Origin of the sequence: Streptomyces sp. B6B3 (assembly GCF_039871525.1) — a bacterium.
Classification (GTDB): Bacteria; Actinomycetota; Actinomycetes; order Streptomycetales; family Streptomycetaceae; genus Streptomyces.
Genome location: NZ_JBDPLU010000008.1, coordinates 264,452 through 285,229, shown reverse-complemented (window position 1 = coordinate 285,229; position 20,778 = coordinate 264,452). Strand labels below are relative to the sequence as shown.

Annotated in this window: 17 protein-coding genes; 10 read left to right on the top strand and 7 right to left on the bottom strand. The window is 73.4% G+C overall.

Translation table 11 applies throughout. The features are described 5' to 3' along the window. The first annotated feature begins 76 nt into the window (after nt 1-76). The 3 genes from ABGB06_RS19210 (at nt 77) to ABGB06_RS19200 (ending at nt 4,465) form a co-directional block, all read left to right on the top strand. Nucleotides 77-1,717 (top strand): DASS family sodium-coupled anion symporter, encoded by a 1,641-nt coding sequence (locus ABGB06_RS19210; RefSeq protein WP_347590942.1) that lies wholly within the window; start codon nt 77-79, stop codon nt 1,715-1,717. 64 nt (nt 1,718-1,781) lie between these two features. Beyond that, a complete protein-coding gene (locus ABGB06_RS19205) occupies nt 1,782-2,963 on the top strand; it encodes a low temperature requirement protein A (protein WP_347590940.1) in 1,182 nt (393 codons plus the stop codon). A 47-nt stretch (nt 2,964-3,010) separates the two neighbouring features. Next, a complete protein-coding gene (locus ABGB06_RS19200; protein ID WP_347590938.1) occupies nt 3,011-4,465 on the top strand; it encodes a TerD family protein in 1,455 nt (484 codons plus the stop codon). Between the two features lie 115 nt (nt 4,466-4,580). Here ABGB06_RS19200 and ABGB06_RS19195 read toward each other — a convergent pair whose 3' ends face one another. From ABGB06_RS19195 to ABGB06_RS19185, 3 genes are all read right to left on the bottom strand, one after another. After that, nucleotides 4,581-6,932 carry a rhamnogalacturonan lyase gene (locus ABGB06_RS19195; protein ID WP_347590936.1) on the bottom strand — a complete coding sequence of 784 codons (2,352 nt, stop codon included), beginning with the start codon at nt 6,930-6,932 and terminating at the stop codon, nt 4,581-4,583. Nucleotides 6,933-7,094: 162 nt separating this feature from the next. Continuing rightward, complete coding sequence (locus ABGB06_RS19190; protein ID WP_347590934.1) at nt 7,095-8,543, bottom strand: DEAD/DEAH box helicase; 1,449 nt, start codon at nt 8,541-8,543, stop codon at nt 7,095-7,097. A gap of 82 nt (nt 8,544-8,625) precedes the next feature. Next, nucleotides 8,626-8,829, bottom strand: coding sequence for a cold-shock protein (locus ABGB06_RS19185; protein ID WP_347590932.1), 204 nt, complete (start codon nt 8,827-8,829; stop codon nt 8,626-8,628). 256 nt (nt 8,830-9,085) lie between these two features. Here ABGB06_RS19185 and ABGB06_RS19180 point away from each other — a divergent pair, with 256 nt between their 5' ends. Beyond that, nucleotides 9,086-10,216, top strand: a complete 1,131-nt coding sequence (locus ABGB06_RS19180) for an FAD-dependent oxidoreductase (RefSeq protein ID WP_347590930.1) — start codon at nt 9,086-9,088, stop codon at nt 10,214-10,216. Between the two features lie 5 nt (nt 10,217-10,221). Here the strand turns inward: ABGB06_RS19180 and ABGB06_RS19175 are convergent, their stop codons facing one another. Then, nucleotides 10,222-10,989, bottom strand: coding sequence for a class I SAM-dependent methyltransferase (locus tag ABGB06_RS19175; protein WP_347590928.1), 768 nt, complete (start codon nt 10,987-10,989; stop codon nt 10,222-10,224). 79 nt (nt 10,990-11,068) lie between these two features. After that, the gene (locus ABGB06_RS19170; protein ID WP_347590926.1) at nt 11,069-11,983 is read right to left on the bottom strand and encodes an endonuclease/exonuclease/phosphatase family protein; all 915 of its coding nucleotides are present in this window, start codon (nt 11,981-11,983) and stop codon (nt 11,069-11,071) included. 157 nt (nt 11,984-12,140) lie between these two features. Between ABGB06_RS19170 and ABGB06_RS19165 the strand changes: the two genes are divergently transcribed. From ABGB06_RS19165 to ABGB06_RS19145, 5 genes are all read left to right on the top strand, one after another. Continuing rightward, nucleotides 12,141-13,838 carry a sensor histidine kinase gene (locus ABGB06_RS19165; RefSeq protein ID WP_347590924.1) on the top strand — a complete coding sequence of 566 codons (1,698 nt, stop codon included), beginning with the start codon at nt 12,141-12,143 and terminating at the stop codon, nt 13,836-13,838. Then, a complete protein-coding gene (locus ABGB06_RS19160) occupies nt 13,835-14,560 on the top strand; it encodes a response regulator (RefSeq protein WP_347590922.1) in 726 nt (241 codons plus the stop codon). The genes ABGB06_RS19165 and ABGB06_RS19160 overlap by 4 nt, the downstream gene beginning before the upstream one ends. Nucleotides 14,561-14,761: 201 nt before the next feature. After that, nucleotides 14,762-15,748 (top strand): tripartite tricarboxylate transporter substrate-binding protein, encoded by a 987-nt coding sequence (locus tag ABGB06_RS19155; RefSeq protein ID WP_347590920.1) that lies wholly within the window; start codon nt 14,762-14,764, stop codon nt 15,746-15,748. Beyond that, nucleotides 15,745-16,278: a tripartite tricarboxylate transporter TctB family protein gene (locus tag ABGB06_RS19150; protein ID WP_347590918.1), complete on the top strand. Its 534-nt coding sequence runs from the start codon at nt 15,745-15,747 to the stop codon at nt 16,276-16,278. Before ABGB06_RS19155 ends, ABGB06_RS19150 begins: the two co-directional genes overlap by 4 nt. 2 nt (nt 16,279-16,280) lie before the next feature. After that, complete coding sequence (locus ABGB06_RS19145; protein WP_347590916.1) at nt 16,281-17,861, top strand: tripartite tricarboxylate transporter permease; 1,581 nt, start codon at nt 16,281-16,283, stop codon at nt 17,859-17,861. Nucleotides 17,862-17,979: 118 nt separating this feature from the next. On the opposite strand, the gene ABGB06_RS19140 is transcribed toward ABGB06_RS19145, so the two are convergent. Further along, a complete protein-coding gene (locus ABGB06_RS19140) occupies nt 17,980-18,786 on the bottom strand; it encodes a helix-turn-helix domain-containing protein (RefSeq protein WP_347590914.1) in 807 nt (268 codons plus the stop codon). A gap of 73 nt (nt 18,787-18,859) precedes the next feature. On the opposite strand from ABGB06_RS19140, the gene ABGB06_RS19135 reads away from it, so the two are divergent. Beyond that, nucleotides 18,860-19,465 carry a TIGR03086 family metal-binding protein gene (locus ABGB06_RS19135; protein ID WP_347590912.1) on the top strand — a complete coding sequence of 202 codons (606 nt, stop codon included), beginning with the start codon at nt 18,860-18,862 and terminating at the stop codon, nt 19,463-19,465. 72 nt (nt 19,466-19,537) lie between these two features. Here ABGB06_RS19135 and ABGB06_RS19130 read toward each other — a convergent pair whose 3' ends face one another. Beyond that, on the bottom strand, nt 19,538-20,572 hold the full coding sequence (locus ABGB06_RS19130; RefSeq protein ID WP_347590910.1) for a pectinesterase family protein: 1,035 nt from the start codon (nt 20,570-20,572) through the stop codon (nt 19,538-19,540). Nucleotides 20,573-20,778 lie beyond the last annotated feature (206 nt).

The following is a 20,778-nucleotide window of genomic DNA, read 5'->3' as shown; positions in this document are numbered from 1 at the left end:
TCGAAATCACGGGCGTGGGCAGAGGTTGAATACTCACCCACCACGAACGCCCGTTCCATCCGAAGGGCTGCTGCCGATGACGTCAGACAAGCCGGACAAGGCAGGGCCGGCCGCGGGCCGCATGGCCAAGGAGCCGGTCAGAACCGATGTGGACAAGGCCCTGCTGGGCCACTCGACCTACCGCAGCCTCGGCGAGCAACGGCTGACGCCGGCCGAGGAGCGGTTCGAGAAGGCACGACAGACCACCGGGCTGTGGCTGGCCCCGCTGGTGTCCGTCGTCTTCCTCTTCCTGCCCCTCGACATGGAGGTCCAGCAGCAACAGCTGGCCGCCGTGTTGCTCGGCGTGATCGTGCTGTGGGTCACCGAGCCGGTGCCCATCCCGGTCGGCGGTCTGATCGGCGTCGGCGCCATCGTGGTGCTCGGCGTGGTGCCGGCGGACGATGCCCTGGCGCCCTTCGGATCCTCGACGATCTTCACGTTCATCGGGGCGTTCATCATCGCGCAGGCGATGCTGGCCAGCGGGCTGGCCCGCCGGTTCGCCTTCCGGATACTCTCGCTGCCGGGCGTCGGCCGGTCCACGTTCCGGGTCATCATCGCCTTCGGCGCGATCACCTGCATGCTGTCCGCGTTCATCTCCAACACGGCGACGGTCGCGATGCTGTTGCCCACCGCGCTCGGGATGCTCGCGGTGATGGCCAAGCTGATGCAGGAGCGGGGCGTCGTAGCCCAGGACTTCGACCCGCTGCGGCTGCGGGTGGGCGCGGCGCTGGTGCTGATGCTGGCGTACGGCGCGAGCGTCGGCGGCCTGCTCACCCCGATCGGTTCACCCCCCAACCTGATCGGGCGCGAGCACATCGAGGAGGTGACCGGCGAGAAGATCTCGTTCCTGGAGTGGACCGCGACCGCGCTGCCGATCTGCGCCCTGATGTTCGTCGTGCTCTGCGTCGTCCTGCTGCTGCTGAACCGGCCGGAGATCCGCCGGCTGACGGGCGTCGAGGAGTTCGTGCACCAGCAGCGGGCGGAGCTGGGGCGCATGTCGCGCGCCGAGAAGAACACGCTGGTCGCCTTCGGCGTCACCGTGACGCTGTGGATCGTGCCGGCGGTGGTGGCGCTGGTCGCCGGCACGGACTCCTCCGCGTACACGACGGTGTCCGACCGGCTCGACGAGGGCGTGGTCGCGGTCCTCGGCGCGTCCCTGCTGTTCCTGCTGCCGACCGACTGGAAGCGCCGGCAGGCCACGCTGAACTGGAGCGACGCCGCCAAGATCGACTGGGGCACCATCCTGCTGTTCGGCACCGGCATCATCTTCGGCACGCTGCTGGCGGACACCGGGCTGGCCGAGACGATCGGCACGTCCGCGTCCGACTGGCTGGGCCTGACCGACGTGCTGGCGATCACCGCGTTCGCCGTCGTGCTGGCCATCCTGGTCTCCGAGACGACGAGCAACACGGCGTCGGCCGCGGTGGTGGTGCCGATCATCCTGCCGATCGCCCAGGCCGCGGGCGTCGACCCGTTGCAGCCGGCGCTGGCGGCGACGTTCGCGGCGTCCTTCGGCTTCATGCTGCCGGTGTCCACGCCGCAGAACGCCATCGCCTACGGCTCGGGCCTGGTCCCGATCACCAGGATGGTCCGCTCCGGCGTCAGCTTCGACATCATCGGCGCCATCCTGATCATCGTGTTCCTGCCCGTGATGATCAGCGTCGTCGGCCTCGGCTGACCCGGCCGCCCGCCGGCCCGTGTCGCACGGGGGCCGGCGGGCGGCACCGACGCAGAATCCAGCGGTGACGACCGACCGCTTCCCCGTCTGGCACCGCCCGATGCGCGCCCGCTCCACCGACGAGGAGCACCGGGCCGCCACCCCGCTGGAGCTCTTCTTCGACCTGTGCTTCGTGGTGGCCGTCGCCCAGGTCTCCGCCGAACTGCACCACTACCTCGCCGACGGCTACGCGGGGAACGCCCTCGGCAGCTACCTCGCCGTCTTCTTCGCCATCTGGTGGGCGTGGATGAACTACTCCTGGTTCGCCTCCGCCTACGACGTGGACGACGTGCCGTACCGGCTCGCGACGCTCGTCACCATCGCGGGCGCGCTGGTGCTGGCCGCCGGCGTGCCCCGGGCGTTCGCGGACGACGACTTCGCGCTGGCGGTCACCGGCTACATCATCATGCGGGTGGCGATGATCAGCCTCTGGCTGCGCGCCGCCGCGACCGACGCCCCGCACCGGTCGACGAACCGCCGGTACGCCGCCGGGCTGGCCGTCGTCCAGGTCGCGTGGGTGGGCTGGCTGTTCCTCCCGCCCAGCTGGCAGACGCCGGCCTTCCCGCTGTTCGCCGCGCTCGACCTCGCGGTCGCGCCGTGGGCGGAGCGGCGCGGGGCGAGCCCGTGGCATCCGCACCACATCGCGGAACGGTACGGGCTGTTCACGATGATCGTGCTGGGCGAGTCGGTGCTCGCCGCGACGTCCGCGGTGCGGACGGCGGTCGACGCGCACCAGGCGAGCGGCGAGCTCTACGCGGTCGCGGCCGGCGGGCTGGTGACGGTGTTCGCGATGTGGTGGATGTACTTCGCGAAGCCGGCCCACACCTTCCTGACCTCCACCGACACGGCCACCTTCGTGTGGGGCTACGGCCACTATCTCGTCTTCGGCTCGGCCGCGGCGGTGGGCGCGGGGCTCGCCGTGGCCGTCGACGACGTCACGCACCACGGGCACGTCTCGGCCCCGGCCGCGGCGGCCACGGTCACCGTCCCGGTCGCGCTCTTCGTGCTGACCCTCTGGGTGCTCCAGGTCCGCCCCTACCACCTCAGCGCTCGCCACGGCCTGCCCTACCCGGTCGCGGCGTTGGCCGTGCTCGCGACGACGCCGGCCGGGCCCGCGACGGCCGTTCCGGCGACGGCCCTCGTGCTCGCGGCCCAGATCGCCCTCGGCGTGCGGTTTCACGTGCTCAGGGCGGGGGCGGAGGAATAGCCCGATGTTACGGTCGGGTCCACGGACGTCGGACGGGGGGAAACGCGATGGTCGAGCTCGCCAAGGGTGGCAACGTGCCGCTCGCGGACTCCGCCGTGAGCGCCGAACTGCGGTACACGGGCGGGTCACTGGACCTCAGCGCGCTGCTGCTGGGAGCCGACGGGAAGGTCCGCTCCGACGGCGACATGGTGTTCTTCAACCAGCCGAGCGCCGAGGGCGGCGCCGTGACGCTGGCCGACGCGACGCGGCTGCGGCTGGAGCCCGGCGCGCTGCCGGACTCCGTGCACCAGGTGGTCGTCGTGGCCAGCTGCGATCCGGGGGACGAGCGCAGCACCTTCACCGAGGTGACGGAGCTGGCGGTGGTCGCCACGCAGGACGGCGGCGAACCGGTCGCGTTCCGGGTGCCGCCCATGACCGGCGGCGAACGGGCCGCGGTGCTGCTGGAGTTCTACCGGCGGGGCGCGGGGTGGAAGGTCCGGGCGGTGGGCCAGGGTTACGCCTCGGGCCTGGCTGGGCTGGCCACCGACTTCGGCATCGCGGTCGACGACGACGGGACGGACGACGGTTCGGACGACGCCGCGGGCGCGCCGGTCGCCGGCGCGGGCGACGCCGCCGAGGTCGCCGCGGCCGTGGCGATGGCGGGGGCCGTGGCCGAGGCCGCCCCCGCGGCGCCGCCCGCGCCCGTGGCCCCGCCGCCCGACCTCACCAAGGCGCCGCTCGGCGAGATCAGCCTGGAGAAGAAGGGCGCGGTCTCGCTCAGCCTCGACAAACAGGACCCGGAACTGGTCGTGACCGCCACCCTGGAATGGGACGGCGGCAGCGACAGCCGGCGGCGGCGCGGCGCCGACCTCGACCTGTACGCGCTGTTCGTGCCCGCCGCCGACGCGCTGCGCGGCGCGACGGCGCCCGGGACCGTGGTGCCGACCGGCCACGTGCCGCGGGGCGGCCCGCTGTGGACCCCCGACCAGGCGCGCGCGTCCGAGGCGTGGCGCAAGGCGGCCGGGGACGCCCGCGCCAGGCAGGGCAAGGCCGGCGCGGCGGAGAAGCAGGCCAAGAAGCAGGCCTCGATCGCGAAGAGCGCCGGCGTCGTCTACTACCGCGGCCTCGGCTCGTTGCACCACGACCCGTTCATCGCGCTGGACGGCGACTCCCGCGCCCCCGGCAGGGAGACGGTCCGCATCGTCCGCCCGGACGAGCAGGGCTACGTGCTGCTCTGCGCGTACTCCGCGCTGAGCAACGGCTTCGGATCGTTCCTCAGCTTCGGCGCCAGGGTGGTGGTCACCGACGGCCGCGGCTCGACGGTGACCGTGCCGCTGTTCGAGAAGACCCGGACGCGGTACTGGGTGGCGATCGCCCTCGTCGACTTCTCGGATCCGGACGGCGCGGCCATCCGGCACATCGAGGCGTACAGCGCCCGGATGACGGAGCGACGCCCGGTGCTGCACCCCGACGGGACGATCGAGATGAACGCGGGCCCCGTGGAGTTCAAGGGCCGGAGGTGAGCGTCGGGCCGCCCGGGCCACACCCTGAGGCAGGACCGCCCGGCGCGGCCCTCCCTCCCGGGCCCCAGGGGGCCCGGGAGATGCCCCCATGCCGCTCGTTTCGCCGCTCGCTACCTCACCGGCCGCGCGGGTAGTCGATGTCCGGCACCGGCACGTCCGCCCAGTCGGTGTCGGAGGCGAGGTAGAAGCCCGGGTAGGCGGGCTGGTTGTAGGCCGTCTGCTGGCGGGCCACGTCCACCCGGTACTGCGGGTCGTGCATCAGCGTGTACATCTTGTGGTCGGTGACCTCGGTGCTGACGTAGATCCGCATGGCGTCCTGGTCGGTGGTGGGCAGGAAGAGCTCCTCGCGCCAGTCGCCCAGGACGTCGGCGACCAGGGAGGGGTTGCCCTTCGTGTAGTTGTTCGTGGTGGTGCCCTCGGCGGTCAGCAGCGTGCCGCGGGTCCAGTCGTCGATGGTCGGCGTCGTGTACGTGTCCGTGGTGGCGCCGTTGACCAGCTGCGTGGTCAGGTCGGCGCCCCAACGGATGCTGGCGTTGGTGCCGGGCGTCTCGCCGCCGAGGTTCTCGCCGGCGGCCGACCACAGGCCGGTGTCCGAGGACTGGAGCGGCACCGACGCCCAGCTCTCCAGGCCCGGCACGTCGGGCCTGACGTCGCCGATCATGCCGCGTCCGGTGTCCACGCCGGTGTAGCCGCCGTAGAGCACCTCGCCGGTGGCGGCGTCGCGCAGCGCGAACCCGTACGGCGCCCAGCTGCCGCCCTCGTGCACGGTGAAGATCTCCAGGCCCTCGCGGTTCGGGTCGATGTCGGTGACGTGCATGGCGTCGCCGTGTCCGAGCCGGGCGGAGGCGCCGGGATCCGCGCTGCCCTCGGGCATCTCGCCGAACGAGCTGTAGAGCAGGTCGCCGTCGTCGTCCAGCGTGGCGGAGCCGTAGACGATCTCCTGCCGGCCGTCGCCGTCCACGTCCGCGACGCCGAGGGAGTGGAAGCCCTGGGTGGTGAGGGTGCCGTACTCGGGGTCGGTGCCGTCCACGCCGTGCGGGCTCGCGTTGAACGGGTTGGCCATCGGGGTCCAGCCGCTGTCCACGGTCCAGTCCGTACGGAGCCGGTGGCCGTCCCAGCGGTAGGCGGCGACGGTGGAGCGGGTGTAGTAGCCGCGGGCGAAGATCGCCGAGGGGTGTTCGCCGTCCAGGTACGCCACCCCGGAGAGGAAGCGGTCCACCCGGTTGCCCGGCTCGATGCGGCTCATGGCGTAGTCGCCCCACATCAGCCCGTCGTCGTGGCGCGGGACGGGGTAGCGCACGGTGTCGAGCTCCGCGCCGGTGGCGCCGTCGAAGACCGTCAGGTACTCGGGTCCTTCGAGGACGAAGCCCTCGAACGCGCGGAGTTGGTTGCGGCTGCTCCGGCTGGGCGCGTACACGTCGATGAAGTGGTCGGCGAGCGACTCGGCGTCGGCGCGGGAGAGCGGGTAGTCGTAGGGCTCCCGGTCGGTGATGCCGAGGGCCTCCTCGATGGTGGCCGGCCAGTTCCCGGCCTCCACCTCGGGGTGCTCGTCCCAGCCCTGGAACATCTCGACCAGATGGTCGTAGTAGCCCTCGGCGCTGAGCCGGTAGTCGTCCTCGTTCGAGTAGCCCGCGCGAACGTCGGCGCGCGGCAGGGTGATGTACTCCTCCGACGCGACGTCGCCGTCCTCGTCGTAGCTGGTCACCCTCGTGCCGGGCGCGGTCTTGAACATCAGCTCCGAGCGGCCGTCGCCGTCGAAGTCGTAGACCAGGAACTGCGTGTAGTGCGCGCCCGAGCGGATGTTGACGCCGAGGTCGATCCGACTGAGCAGCGTGCCGTCGAGCTCGTACGTGTCGATGTAGGTGTTGCCGGTGTAGCCGACCTGGGAGACGTCCTTGGAGTTCGTCGGATCCCACTTCACGACGTACTCGTAGGCGCCGTCGCCGTCCACGTCGCCGACGCTCATGTCGTTCGCGCGGTAGGTGTACGCCTCGCCCGCCGGGGTGACGCCGTCCGCCGGGCGGGTCAGCGGTATCTCGTAGTAGCCGTCGTCGCGCGGCGACACCCGCTCGCTGAGCCGGCCGCGGTCGCCGTTCCTGACCGGGGCCACCCGGTACTCGCTGTCGGGGGACGCCTCGGTGTCCAGGTAGTTGGTGCTGTCCGTGACCGTCGCGATCCGCTCGCCGTCCCGGTACACGCGGAAGTCGACGCCGGCCATGCCCGTTTCGGTGGCGCCCGTCACCTCGTCGCCGAGCAGCCGCCAGCTCAGGAAGACCCCCTCGCCGGTCTCCACGGCCACCAGACCCCGGTCGAGACGCTCCAGTCGCACGTCGTCCCGGCCCCCACCGGGCCCGTCCCCGCCGGCCTGCGCGCCGCTCGTCAGGCCGCCGGCCAGGGTCACCCCGGCGGCCAACGAGGCCAACAGCGCGACCGACCAGCGCCGTCGGGAGCGTCTGTGCTGTGTCATCGGAGGTCCTTCCGCGGCGGTGTCGAGCGGGGCTTCGACCCGGGTGTCGATGCGCGGATCGCTTCGCGGATCAGTTCGCGGCGCTTCGCGTATTGATTCGTTTCAATCCGGGTCGGGCGCGACAGTACGAGGGCGGACGACGACCGTCAAGATGTCGCGCGGCTACTCAGCGCGCCGCGGCGCGCGCCGCCGCGCGGGACGCGAGCTCCGGCGCACGCGGCCGTCGTGATTCGGCCGTGGCCCGCGTCGGGTGGCCGGCCGCGGCGCCTCCTGGGCCTCGGCGCCGAGCACGACGGGGACGCCGGAAGGAACGCGTGCTCCGGTGATGCGGGCGAGCTCGGCGTCGGCGGAGTGGACCCGGGCGACGTGCGGGGTGATGCTCGCGGCGGACATCAGTCGTTCCATCGCCCGGCGTTGGTCGGGCAGGACCAGCGTGACCACGCTGCCGGAGTCCCCGGCGCGCGCGGTGCGCCCGCCGCGGTGGGTGTAGTCCTTGTGGTCCGCGGGCGGATCGACGTTGACGACGAGGTCGACGTCGTTGACGTGGATGCCGCGGGCGGCGACGTTGGTCGCCACCAGCACCGTGACGTGGCCGGTCCGGAAGTGGTCCAGGGTGCGGGTGCGCTGCGGCTGGGATCGCCCGCCGTGCAGCGCCGCCGCCCGCACGCCGGCGGTCAGCAGCCTGGTGGTCAGCCGGTTCACCGCGCGCTTGGTGTCCAGGAACATGATGACCCGACCCTCGCGGCCGGCGATCCGCGTGACCAGGGCCTGCTTGTCGGCCGCGGACACGTGCAGCAGATGGTGCGTCATCGTGCTGACCACGCTCGCGGGGGGATCGACCGAGTGCAGCACGGGATCGTGCAGGAACCGTTTCACCAGCCGGTCCACGTCCCGGTCCAGCGTCGCGGAGAAAAGCATCCGCTGGCCGTCGGCGGGCACCTGCCGGAGCAGCCAGCTGACCTGCGGGAGGAAGCCCATGTCGGCCATCTGGTCGGCCTCGTCCAGGACGGTGACGGCGACCCCGTCGAGCTGGCAGTCGCCGCGTTCCACCAGGTCCCTGAGCCGTCCGGGGGTGGCCACGACGACCTCGCGCCCGTCGCGCAGCTCGGACGCCTGACGGTTGATCGACAGGCCGCCGACCACGGTGACCAGCCGCATGCGCAGGGCCCGGGCATAGGGGGTGAGGGCCTCGGTGACCTGCTGGGCCAGCTCGCGGGTGGGCACCAGGACCAGCGCGCGGGGGCGGCGCGGCTCGGCGCGCCGGCCCGCGGTGCGCGCCAGAAGCGGCAGGCCGAAGGCGAGGGTCTTGCCGGAGCCGGTCCGCCCGCGGCCCAGCACGTCCCGTCCGGCCAGCGCGCTGGGCAGCGTCGCCGCCTGGATCGGGAAGGGCGCGGAGATGCCCTGGCGGGTGAGCTCGTCGGACAGCTGCCTGGGCAGGTCGAGCTCGGCGAACGAGGCGACGGCGGTCGGCTGGGCGGCGGCGGGGCGAACGGCGGTCTCGGCGATCGCGGACTCGGCGACCGCGGACCGGGCCGCGGTGGGATGGGCGACGGCGGACTGGGCGCCGGCGAGCCGAGCGGTGTTACTTCGGCGTCGGGGGCGACGACTCATGTGATGTGCCTCTCTGACGGCACGACGAGCCGGGGCCCGCACCCTTCAGGTGCGGGCCCCGGCTCGTGATGTGCCTGTGGCGTTACTCGGGAACGATGTTCTCCGCCTGCGGGCCCTTCTGGCCCTGGGTGACGTCGAACTTCACCCGCTGGCCCTCCTGCAGCTCGCGGAAGCCGGAACCGGCGATGTTCGAGTAGTGGGCGAAGACGTCGGCGCCGCCACCGTCCTGCTCGATGAAGCCGAAGCCCTTCTCGGCGTTGAACCACTTCACGGTGCCGTTGGCCATGTCCATCTCCTCATGAGGGGAAAGTGCTGGGATCCGCCGGAAGCGGAGTCCCTCGGAATGTTGCTGCAATGACCCCATCCGGAAATGACCGGCAAAAAAATAAGGCACGTCCCGGGGTAGGCCCACTGGACGCACCAAAATCTATGGAAAACCAAAACCGCAACTGCCTCAAGCCTAACACAGGAAGCCCGGCGGTGGGTGATGGACCATGGACGGGATGGACGGGGTTCGCCGACGTCGGCCGAGAGGGCACAGCATGCGCATCGTCGTTGTCGGGGCGGGCATCGCGGGGGCGAGCGCCGCGTACCACGCCAGCGGGCTCGGGGCCGAGGTCGTCGTGGTCGACCAGCCGCTGCGCGGGCGGGCCACCGACGCCGGGGCGGGCATCGTCTGCCCGTGGGCCAGCCGGGTGGCCGATCCGCACCACCTCAGGATGGCCGGCGACGGCGCCCGCTACTACGGACCGCTGGTGGCGGAGCTCGCCGAGGCCGGCGAGCGGGACCTCGGCTACCGCCGGGTCGGCGCGCTCAGCCTGGCCTCCGACGACGAGGAACTGGCGGAGATCCTGCGCCGCACCGTGGCGCGGCGCGACTCGGTGTCCGACACCGGCGACGTGGAGATCCTCGACGGGGACCAGACGCGCGAGCTCTTCCCGCCGCTGGCGGCCGACTCCCGCGCGGTCTACGTGCCGGCCGGCGCCCGGGTGGACGGCCGGCTGCTGCGGGACGCGCTGCTCCGCCAGGCGGAGCGGCGCGGCGCCAGGCTGCGGCAGGGGCGGGCCACGCTGGTCCGTTCCGGCGACCGGGTCGGCGGGGTGGAGGTGTCGGGGGCGGGCGGCGTGATCGAGGCCGACCGGGTGATCCTGGCGGCGGGCGCGTGGACGGCCGACGTGCTGGCGCTCGTCGGGCTGACCGCCGCGGTGGAGCCGCAGCGCGGCCAGATCGCGCATCTGGCGCTGCCGGGCACGGACACCTCGCGGTGGCCGGCGGTGCTGCCGGGCGGCAGCGCCCACTACCTGGTGGCGTTCGACGACTCCCGGGTGGTGGCGGGCGCGACCCGGGAGACCGGCTCGGGCTTCAGCTACCAGGTGACCGCGGGCGGCCTCGCCGAGGTGCTCAACGAGGCGCTCGCCGTCGCGCCGGGGCTGGCCTCCGCGGTGCACGTCGAGACCCGGATCGGCTTCCGGCCCATGGGCCCCGACGCCCGGCCGCTGCTCGGCCCGGTGCCCGGGCTCGCCGGCCTGGTGGTGGCCACGGGCCTCGGCGCGACCGGCCTCACCATGGGCCCGTGGGCCGGCAGGCTCGCCGCGCTGCTGGCCACCGACCACGACCTGAAGGCCGAACTCGGCCTCGACCTCGCCCCGTACGCCCCGCTCCGCGAGCGCTGACCCCGTCAGGCGGGGGCGGACCCGGCCGCGGGCTTCTGCCAGACGGAGATCTGCGTGGTGCTGGTGTCGGTGAAGGGCGACTCCGACCAGTCGGCCCAGCGTTCGGTGCGGATGAGGCCGGCCAGCCGGGCCATCAGGTCCAGTTCGGCGGGCCAGACGTAGCGGTGCGGGGAGCGGAACGTGGCGGTGTGGCCCTCGACGATCCGGTAGTGGTGGGAGACCAGCCGCTGGTTGACGAGGTCGTAGGTGTCGAAGCCCAGATGCTCGCGGCCGATGTGGAACGGACGGGCCGTCTCGCCGGGCGGCAGCCGTTGCAGGTCGGGGACGCCGACCTCGATGACGAAGCGGCCACCGGGGGCGAGGTGTCGGGCGGCGTTGCGGAAGCACTCGACCTGCTCGTCCTGGGAGAGCAGGTTGCTGATGCCGTTGTAGACCAGGTAGACGAGGCCGAACTCGCCCGGTACCCGGGTGGTGGCCATGTCGCCGATGGTCACGTCGACGTGCTCGCCGCCCGGCTTGGCGCGCAGCCGCCGCGCCATGGGCTCGGACATCTCGATCCCGGACACCCGCACGCCCCGGGCGCGCAACGGGAGCGCGACGCGGCCGGTGCCCACCGCGAACTCCAGGGCCGGTCCGTCAGCCGCGCGGCGGGCGAGGAACTCGACCGTGGGATCCAGCACCTCGGGCGCGTACATGTACGCGGAGTCCTCGTCGTATCCCTGGGCCACCTCCTCGTTCCAGAGGTCCGCCAGCAGTTCCGCGTCGTCGCTCATGACAGCGAAGGCTGCCACCCCGCCGGGGCGCCGGGCCACCGAGTTTCCCCGGGGCGGCCCGGCGCGGCCGGCCGTCGGCTCAGGCGGTCGCGGGCCCGGCCAGCAGGAGTTCGCTCACCACCGGCAGATGGTCGGACGCCTCCGGGTCGTCGGTGACCACCCGCGCGGTGAGCGGGCGGAGGTCGGGCGAGGCGAGCACGTAGTCGATCCTGGTGTGCGGGTCCAGGACGTCGTAGGTGAATCCGTCGCCGCTGCCGGCGGCCGGCCAGACGTCGTCGAACACCGAGGTCAGCGTCGTGATCTCGGGCGTCTCCGCGGTGGCGTTGAGGTCGCCGGTCAGGATGGTGCGGCGCGGCCGGGAGCCGAGCAGCTCGACGATCCGCGCGGCCTGCTGCTCCCGTTCCAGGTTGTCGTTGTGCTGGAGGTGGGTGACGGCGAAGGTGACGCGGGTGCCGCGGACGTTGAGCGCCGCCTGGAGCAGGCCGCGCTGCTCGTGTCCGGGGAAGAGCGGCAGCGGGGTGTTGGTCGAGGACAGGACGGGCCAGCGGGAGAGCACCGCCGTGCCGTACTGGCGGCGCGGCTGTTCCGGCGTCTCCGGGTCGAGGTCGAGGTTGGCGCCGTAGACGTGCTGCATCCGCAGCCGCCGGCCCAGCCACGCCGCCTGGTCCACGTAGCCGCTGCGGTCCGACCAGTGGCGGTCGACCTCCTGGAGGCCGACGGCGTCGAGCCGCAGGCGGCTGATCACCCGGGCGATCCGCTCCAGGTCCAGGACGTCGGCGGGGCTCGCGCCGTGGTGGATGTTGAAGGTGGCGACGCGGAGCCGGGCCGGCCGGGCGAAGCCCGAGGCGGCGCCCGAGGCGGCGCCCGAGGCGGCGGAGTCGGAGGCGGCGGCGGGGGTGGTCGCGGCGAGGGTGGTCGCCGTGCCGGCGGCGGCGAGGCCGAGTCCGGCGGTGAGGAGGCTGCGGCGGGAGGTTCTGGTGTTGTTGTCGTTCACCCGCGCCAGTCTCCGCACGCCTGTCGAACAACGCCATACGTCGGCGTGAATCCTCGGGTGCGCGGATCTGGTGACCTTCGCCCGCAGCCAGCAGAATGTGCGGTCGCAACCGAGCAGGGCGACGGGGCAGGCGACGGGGCAGGGAGGAGGACGGCGGATGGGTCGCAGGGTGTTTCCCGGCCGGTTCCCCGCGGCGCGGATGTCGCTGGCGGGCCAGGTGCTCACGTTGCAGCTGGCGCTGGTCGTGGTCGTGCTGGTCGTCGTCGCCTGGGTGTCGGTGGTGCTGGCGAACGCCGACTGGCGGCGGACCGAGGGCGCCCGGCTGCTGAGCACCGCCGAGTCGGTGGCGGCGCAGCGGGTGGTGCGGATCGGGCTCGCGGACCCGGCGCGGGTGGGGGCGCTGCACGCGCCCGCGGAGGGCGCGCGGAGCACGTCGGGGGCGTCGTTCGTGGAGATCGCGCGGCTCGACCGGCGCATCCTGACCGCGGCGGATCCGCGACGCGTCGGGGAGCCGCTGGAGCTGGGCGACAGCGACGTGTTGGCCGGCCGGTCATGGGTGGGTTCGGTCACGGCGGTGGGCGCGGAGACCTCGCTGGTGGCGCACGTGCCGGTGTTCGGGGAGGACGGCCGGCTGCTGGGCGTGGTGGCGGTGGGCAGCGAGGAGCGGAGCCTCGCGGCCCGGGTGGAGGCCGCGGCGCCCGACCTGCTGCTGTACCTGGGGATCGCCTCGGGGCTCGGCGTGGCAGGCTCCTATCTGCTGGCGCGCCGGATCAAACGGCAGACGATGGGCCTCGAACCGGGCGAGATCACCGCCCTCGTGGAGCACCGGGAGGCGATGCTGCACGGGATCACCGAGGGCGTGGTGGGCCTGGACCGGCAGGGCCGGGTGACGCTGGCGAACGACAGCGGGCGGGAGCTGCTCAGGCTGCCGCCGGACGCGGCCGGGCGGACGCTCGACGAGCTCGGCGTGGAGCAGGTGTTGCGGGAGGCGCTGACCGGTCCGCGGCCCGACCGCGACCGGGTGGTGGTGACCCGGGACCGGGTGCTGACGCTGAACCGGATGCCGCTCGTCGCCCGCGGGCAGGCCATGGGCTCGGTGACCACGCTGCGCGACCTGACCGAGCTGACCGCACTCCAGCACCAGCTGGACACCACGCGGAGCGCCACCGACACGTTGCGCGCCCAGGCCCACGAGTTCTCGAACCACCTGCACGTGATCGCCGGGCTGGTGGAGCTGGCGGAGTATCCGGAGGTCGGCCGGTACGTGCGCGGGATCAGCGGAACGCACGCGCGGCGCACCGCCCGGGTGCAGGCGGCCGTTGACGACCCGTCGCTGGCGGCGTTGCTGGTCGCGAAGGCGAGCCTGGCGGCGGAGCAGGGGACGGCGTTGCGGATCGCCCGGGGCAGCGCGCTGGGCGCGCTGCCGGAGTCGCTGGTGTCCGACCTGGTGACGGTGATCGGCAATCTCGTCGACAACGCGCTGGAGGCGGTGCGGGGCGGCGGCCCCGACGCGTGGGTGGAGGTGGCGCTGACCGAGCACGGGGCCGCCGGGGAGGTCCGGGTGCGGGTGCGGGACTCGGGTCCCGGGGTGGCACCCGAGGTGGGGGACGCGGTGTTCCGGCAGGGCTTCAGCACCAAGGCGGGCGACCGGGGCCTGGGGCTGGCCATCACCCGGCTGGTGTGCGGGCGGCGCGGCGGCGACGTCGCGGTCGACGGGTCCGCGTTCCTGGCCCGGCTGCCCCGGACGCCGCCGAGGCGCGAGCCGCCCGCGACGGATTCGTCCGCGGCGGAGTCTGGCGCGGCGGAGACTGGCGCGACGGAGACTGGCGCGACGGAGTCGGAGGTGGGGTCGTGATCGGGGTGCTGGTGGTGGACGACGACTTCATGGTGGCCCGGCTGCACAGCAAGGTGGTGGAGCGCACGCCGGGGTTCCGGGTCGTCGGGCAGGCGCACACGGGCGAACGGGCGCTGGCCGCGGTGCGGGAGCTGCGCCCGGATCTGGTGCTGCTGGACATCTACCTGCCGGACATGAGCGGCCTGGACGTGCTGCGCGAGCTGCGTTCCGGGGCCGGGTCCGGCGGGGACGGGGTCGGGGACATCGACGTGGACGTCCTGGTGATCACGGCGGCGCGGGAGATGGAGACGGTGCGGGGCGCGCTGCGCGGGGGCGCGGTGCACTACGTCATCAAGCCGTTCGACGTTCCCGTGCTCCAGGAGCGGCTGCGCGACTACGCCCAGCGGCGCCGGGAGCTGGCGGCCCTCGCGGCGCCCGGCCAGGACGAGGTGGACCGGGTGTTCGGGACGGCGGCGACCCGGCCGGCGAAGGGGTCGAGGGGGACGAGGGCACTGCCGAAGGGCCTGTCGGAGGAGACGGCAGAGCTGGTGCGGCGGGTGCTGGCCGCGGGCGCCGAGGCCGACGGGCTGTCCGCGGCCGACTGCGCGGAGCGGGCGGGCCTGTCCCGGGTGACCGCCCGGCGCTATCTGGAGCACTTCATGGCGACGGGGCAGGTGACGGTGTCGCTGCGGTACGGCGGCGCCGGGCGTCCCGAGCGGCGCTTCCGCCTCCGCGCGCCCTGAGCCCGGCCGTGCGCGGCCCGGCCTGAAACCAGTCGCTCGCGGCCGTGAACTCTATGAAGAAAAGGAGACTTACGTTCGCAACGCGCCCGGGCATGGACGGCCCGCCGGGCCCGGGGGCAGGGTGGCGCCGTTCGCACCGATGCGACGCCGCGCCGACCGGCGCGGATCCCGACGGAAGGACGGAAGGGCGGTGCCTCCCGGATGCGACCGCGGTTCCTGGTCTCCGTGCTCACGGCCGCGCTGATCGTGCTCGTCGTCCCGCCGCTGCTGTCCGCCGACGACTCCGAGGGCGGCGGCACCAGCATCCCGGGGCTGCGTTTCATGGTCCCCAACGAGCCGGGCGGCGGCTACGACATCACCGCCCGCACCGCCGCGGCCAACGCCGAGGACGCCGACCTGACCGGCACCATCGAGGTGTTCAACCTGCCCGGCGCCGGCGGCACGGTCGGGCTGAGCCGCCTGGTCTCGGAGCGCGGCAACGGCCGGATGGCGATGTCCATGGGCCTGGGCGTCGTCGGGGCGGTGCACACCAACGACACCGACGTGACGCTCGCCGACACCACCCCGATCGCGCGGCTGACCGAGGAGCCGGACGTGGTCGTCGTGCCGGCCGACTCCCCGTACCGCGACTTCGGGGACCTGCTCGCGGACTGGCGGGCCAACCCCGAGTCGCTGCCGGTCGGCGGCGGCTCCTCCCCCGGCGGTCCCGACCATCTGGCCGCGATGCTGATGGCCGAGGCGGCCGGCGTCACCCCCAGGTCGGCCAACTACATCTCCTACGACGGCGGCGGCGAACTGCTCGCCGCCATCCTCGGCGGCGAGGTCGCCTTCGGCGTCTCGGGCGTGGGCGAGTACCTCGACCAGATCGAGGCCGGGGAGCTGCGGGTGCTCGCGGTGACCGGCGAGGAGCGGGTGTCGGGGATGCCCGACGCGCCCACGTTGACCGAGGTCGGTCTCGACGTGACGTTCACCAACTGGCGCGGCATCGTCGCCCCGCCGGGCCTGAGCGACGCCGAACGCGACCGGCTGATCCGGCTGTTCCAGGAGCTGCACGACTCCGAGCAGTGGCGGGACTCGCTGGCCCGCAACGGCTGGACCGACGCGTTCCTCACAGGTGAGGACTTCGGGCGCTACCTGGAACGGCAGGACGAGCGCGTGGACGAGACGCTGAGGGAGCTGGGGCTGTGAATCTCGCGGAGCAGGGGGCGAACGGGCCCGGCACGGCGCGGCGGTGGGCGCACGAGCACTCCGAGCTCGGGGTGTGCGTGCTGCTCCTCGCCCTCGGCGCCCTGGTGCTGGGCGACGTGCTGACCATGGACGTCGACGTCGCGCAGCGCGGGCCGGTCGGCCCGAAGAGCGCGCCGACCGTGGTCGGCGTCGGGCTGCTGGTGGTCGCCGTGCTGCTGGCCGTGGACGTGCTGCGCGGCGGGCGCGGCGAGGCCGAGGGCGGCGAGGACGTGGACCTGACCGCGCCCGGCGACTGGCGCACGGTGCTGCTGCTCGCCGGGGTCTTCCTCGGCAACGCGGTGCTGATCGGGCCGCTGGGCTTCCCGGCCTCCGGCGCGTTGATGTTCTGGGGCTCGGCCTACGCGCTGGGCAGCCGAGCCCACACCCGGGATCCGTTGATCGCCGCGGTGCTGTCCGTCGTCACCTACGTGGTCTTCGACAGCCTGCTCGGCATCCCGCTGCCCGGCGGACCACTGACGGGAGTGCTGTGACCATGAACGCTCCTGCCGTCGACGCCCTCGCCGTCGACTCGCTGAACTCCCTGCTGGACGGCTTCGGAACGGCGCTGACGCCGGCCAACGTGCTGTGGGCGGCGCTGGGCGTGCTGCTCGGCACGGCCATCGGCGTGCTGCCGGGCATCGGTCCCGCGATGGCCGTGGCGCTGCTGCTGCCGGTGACGTACGGGCTGGACCCGACCGCCGCGTTCATCATGTTCGCGGGCATCTACTACGGCGGCATGTTCGGCGGCTCCACCACCTCGATCCTGCTGAACACGCCGGGCGAGACCGCCGCGGTGGTCGCCGCCATCGAGGGCCATCCCATGGCCAGGGCCGGGCGCGGCGCGCAGGCGCTGGCCGCGGCGGCCATCGGGCACTTCACCGGCGGCGTGATCGGCACCCTGCTGCTGGTGCTGCTGGCCCCGTCCATCGCCGACTGGGCGGTGGACATCCACGCCGCCGACTACTTCGCCATCATGGTGCTCGCCTTCGTCGCGGTGACCTCGGTGCTGGGCAGCTCCCGGGTCAGGGGCTTCGCCTCGCTGCTGGTCGGCCTCGCGATCGGCCTGGTCGGCCTGGACGCGCTGACCGGACAGCAACGGCTGACGTTCGGCGTGCTGAACCTCGCGGACGGCATCGACGTGGTGATCGTCGCCGTCGGCCTGTTCGCGGTCGGCGAGGCGCTGTGGGTCGCGCTGCACCTGCGGCGCCGGCCGGACCGGCCGATCCCGGTGGGCCGCCCGTGGCTGGGGCGTCGGGAGCTGCGCCGCACCTGGGCGCCGTGGCTGCGCGGACCGGTGATCGGCTTCCCGTTCGGCGCCATCCCGGCGGGCGGCGCGGAGATCCCGACGTTCCTGTCGTACGCGACCGAGAAGCGGCTGTCCCGGCACCGCGACGAGTTCGGCAAGGGCGCCATCGAGGGGGTGGCGGGCCCCGAGTCGGCCGCCTCCGCCTCGGCCGCCGGCACGATGGCGTCGATGCTGACGCTCGGCCTGCCGACGACCGCGGTGGCCGCGGTGATGCTGGCCGCCTTCCAGACGTACGGCATCCAGCCGGGGCCGCTGCTGTTCGAGCGCGAGTCGGAGCTGGTGTGGGGCCTGATCGCCTCGCTGTTCGTCGGCATGGCGATGCTGCTGGTGCTCAACCTGCCGCTGGCGCCGGTCTGGGCCCGGCTGCTCCGCATCCCGCGCCCCTACCTGTACGCGGGCATCCTGTTCTTCGCGGCGGTCGGCGCCTACGCGGTCTCCGGCTCCTCGTTCGACGTCTTCCTGCTGCTGCTGATCGGACTGCTGGGGCTGCTGATGCGGCGCTACGGGCTGCCCGTGCTGCCCGCCGTGCTCGGCGTGATCCTGGGCCCCGCCGCGGAGCTCCAGATGCGCCGCGCGCTCCAGCTCAGCGACGGGAGCCTGTCCGGACTGGTCAACACCCCGCTGGCGCTCTGCGTCTACGGCCTGATCGCGGCCATCCTGCTCTGGCCCCTGGCCCGCGTCGTCCTGCGCCGCTCGCGCCGGACCGATCGGACCGGTCCGACTGATCCGACCGATCCGACCGATCCGACCGCCCGAGCCGACCGCTGACCCCCGAACCCGGCGCGCCCCCTACGCGCCGGCGACCCCGGCGCGACGTCCCCTTCCGCCGGGGTCCGCGGGGGAGCGCCACTCCCCCGGTGGTGCTCCCCCGCCGCGGTGGACCGGCCTACCGCCGGCCCGTTTCCAGGTAGCGGGCCGGCGAGGTGCCCACCGCGGCCGTGAAGTCACGGGTGAGATGCGCCTGGTCGGCGTAGTCGAGCTCCGCGGCGAGCGCCGCCCAGTCGACGTCCGTGCCGCGGTCCGCGCGCTCCGCGGCCTCGTGCAGCCGGGCGCGGCGCAGCACCCATTTGGGGCTGGCGCCGACGTACTCGTGGAACAGCCGCTGGAGCCGCCGCACGCCGACGCCGCACGCCTCCGCCACCTGGTCGACCCGGGACAGTCCCGGTGTGGCGGCGATGTGCTCCACCATCGCGGCGACCTCCGCGGCCACCGGGTCGGGCTCGGGCAGCCGGGGGAGCAGGAAGGCGTCCACCCGGGCGGCCAGCGCCGGGCCGTCCTGGCCGTCCGGGCCGAGCACCACCTCGTTGACCCGGTCCACGTCGGGCCCGAAGACGTCGGCGGCCGGCACCACCCGGTCGGCGAGCTCGGCCACCGGCCGGTCGACGAACGGGCGGAACGCGCCCGGCCGGAACTTGACCCCCAGCACGTGCCCGGCGCCCTCCAACCGGCGCACGAAAAGCGACCGGTCCACCCCGTACAGCCGCGCCGTCGGCTCCTCGAAGACCAGGTGGACGTTGGGGTGGGACAGCACCTTCTGCTCGTGCGCCGGCCGGCCGCGGCAGTCCCAGCGCACCAGCCAGTAGAACTCGACGAAACGCGCCACCTCCGGCCGCGGCTCGTGCCGGGCCAGGCTGACCACGGCCGCCGCGCGGCCGGGTTCCAGCACCCCTCGTCCGAGGTCCGGGGAGGTCACACCGCCAGGCTAACCGTCCGGCTGTCGCGTTTCTTCAAGACGCCCGCCCCGCGACCGGCCCATGATCGAACGCATGAACGACAGCACGCCCTCTCTGCACCCCCTGATGGCCGGCGCCGCCGCGGAGGCGGCCCGCATCGCCCGCGGCGTCCGCCCGGAACATCTGGACGGACCGACCCCCTGCACGGACTTCGACACCCGCACCCTGGTCAACCACTGGGTGCTCTACACCTCCCACGGCCTCGAACACCGCGCCCGGCGGGAGCCCCTCCCGGAGGAGCTGGTCGCCCGCGACTTCACCGCCGACCCCGACTGGGCGGACGGCTACGCGGCCCAGCTGGACCGGGCGGTGGCGGCCTGGTCGGAGCCGGCCGCGTGGGAGGGCGAGGTGGACCTCGGCGGCATGGCCATGCCCGCGTCGACGATCGCCCAGATGGTGATCAAGGAGATGGTGGTCCACGGCTGGGACGTCGCCCGGGCCACCGGCCAGCGGATCGACGTCTCGGAAGAGCTCGCCCGCATGGTCCTCGCCGTGGTCGAGGAGCACGCCGAGATCTACCGCCAGTACCAGGGCTTCGCCGACCCCCTCCCCGTCGCCGCCACCGCCACCCCCCTCACCCGCGCCCTCGCCACCTCAGGCCGCGCCCCCCACTGGACCCCACCCACGCCGACAACCTGAGCGGCGACCCCCTGAGCGCCGCCCCCCCGATCGCCCGAGACTGGGGGCCGGGCGGTCGGGGGGCGGTGGGGTTCAGCCGACCGGGTTCCAGCCGTCGGTGCCGGCGAGGTAGGCCTGGGGGGTGTACTCCGCGGCCTCGTCGTCGGAGAGTTGCGGGCGGTTGTCGTTGACGCCGGCGCCGTCGCCGGTGTTCTGGTACTCCAGGAAACGGGCGTTCTCCCAGGTGGCGTCGGACATGTCCGTCCAGGGCTGGTCGGTGGCGATGGCCGCCGACATCTCGACCTCGCGGTAGAGGACCTGCGCGTCCTGCCGCCACGGCCGGCCGAGCTGCGTGGTGCCGTCCGTGGCCCCGTCGATCGACGACTGGTAGAAGAGGAACCCGTACTGCTGCTCCGCCGGGGTGCTGGCGGCGGTGATGGGCCCGCCGGTGTCCCGCTTCTCGTAGATCTTGCAGCGGTGGAACACCGCAGTTCCGCCGCCGTAGATGAAGTCGACCGTCCCCTCGATGTACGAGTCGCTGACGTAGGCCCGGGCGCCGTCGTGCACCTGGACGGTGTCCTGGTCGCCGAGCAGGCGGACGTCGTCCAGCAGGATGCGGTCGGCGTCCAGGTAGCCGGCGAGGGCCTGGTCGCCGGTGTCGGAGGAGTTCTCGTCGAAGTCGTTGGCGAACGTCAGGTTGTCGGCGTGGAAGTCGTGGCCCTTCACGACCAGGGTGGCGCTGCCCTCGGTGCCGTGGTCGCCCGCGTTCCGGCCCTCGACGATGGTGACCTCGTCCTCCTGGGCGCCCATCCCGAGGAAGGTGACGTACGGCTTGTCCTCGGGGACGATCACCTGCTCGCGGTACTCGCCGGGCGAGATCTCGATGGTGACCTCGCTGGCGTTGTCGCTGGGCACCGCGTCCACGGCGTCCTGCACGCTGGTGTGGTCGCCGCTGCCGTCGGTCGCCACCGTGATGACGGTGGCGGCGGCGGCCGGTTCGGCGGCGCCGACCGGGGCGGCGTAGACCGCGAGGACGCCGCCGCACGCCGTCGCGGCGCCCGCGGCGGCCAGTAGCCGGCTCCTCCGGCGGATGCCGGGCTTCCTGGTGGTCCCGTCTGTCTGGTCCATGATGATCTCCCTTGTGGGGGGGGAGGGGATCGAAATTTTCGAGCCCCTGAAGGGGGAGCGCTCCCGCCTCCAGTCGCCACGGAGGGGCCGTTGGTTGCCGGTGACACCGGGAGAGACGCGACCGCCCCGTGGCGCCTTCGAGGTGCGTCACGGGGCGGTCGCGTCGTAACTATCGGGGAGTTGGGCCTTTCTTTTCGGACCCTTCG

Coding starts and splice junctions, on each gene's coding strand:
- ABGB06_RS19210 (WP_347590942.1), top strand. CDS start 77: ATGACGTCAGACAAGCCGGACAAGGCAGGGCCGGCCGCGGGCCGCATG.
- ABGB06_RS19200 (WP_347590938.1), top strand. CDS start 3,011: ATGGTCGAGCTCGCCAAGGGTGGCAACGTGCCGCTCGCGGACTCCGCC.
- ABGB06_RS19195 (WP_347590936.1), bottom strand. CDS start 6,932: ATGACACAGCACAGACGCTCCCGACGGCGCTGGTCGGTCGCGCTGTTG.
- ABGB06_RS19190 (WP_347590934.1), bottom strand. CDS start 8,543: ATGAGTCGTCGCCCCCGACGCCGAAGTAACACCGCTCGGCTCGCCGGC.
- ABGB06_RS19185 (WP_347590932.1), bottom strand. CDS start 8,829: ATGGCCAACGGCACCGTGAAGTGGTTCAACGCCGAGAAGGGCTTCGGC.
- ABGB06_RS19180 (WP_347590930.1), top strand. CDS start 9,086: ATGCGCATCGTCGTTGTCGGGGCGGGCATCGCGGGGGCGAGCGCCGCG.
- ABGB06_RS19175 (WP_347590928.1), bottom strand. CDS start 10,989: ATGAGCGACGACGCGGAACTGCTGGCGGACCTCTGGAACGAGGAGGTG.
- ABGB06_RS19165 (WP_347590924.1), top strand. CDS start 12,141: ATGGGTCGCAGGGTGTTTCCCGGCCGGTTCCCCGCGGCGCGGATGTCG.
- ABGB06_RS19155 (WP_347590920.1), top strand. CDS start 14,762: ATGCGACCGCGGTTCCTGGTCTCCGTGCTCACGGCCGCGCTGATCGTG.
- ABGB06_RS19145 (WP_347590916.1), top strand. CDS start 16,281: ATGAACGCTCCTGCCGTCGACGCCCTCGCCGTCGACTCGCTGAACTCC.
- ABGB06_RS19135 (WP_347590912.1), top strand. CDS start 18,860: ATGAACGACAGCACGCCCTCTCTGCACCCCCTGATGGCCGGCGCCGCC.
- ABGB06_RS19130 (WP_347590910.1), bottom strand. CDS start 20,572: ATGGACCAGACAGACGGGACCACCAGGAAGCCCGGCATCCGCCGGAGG.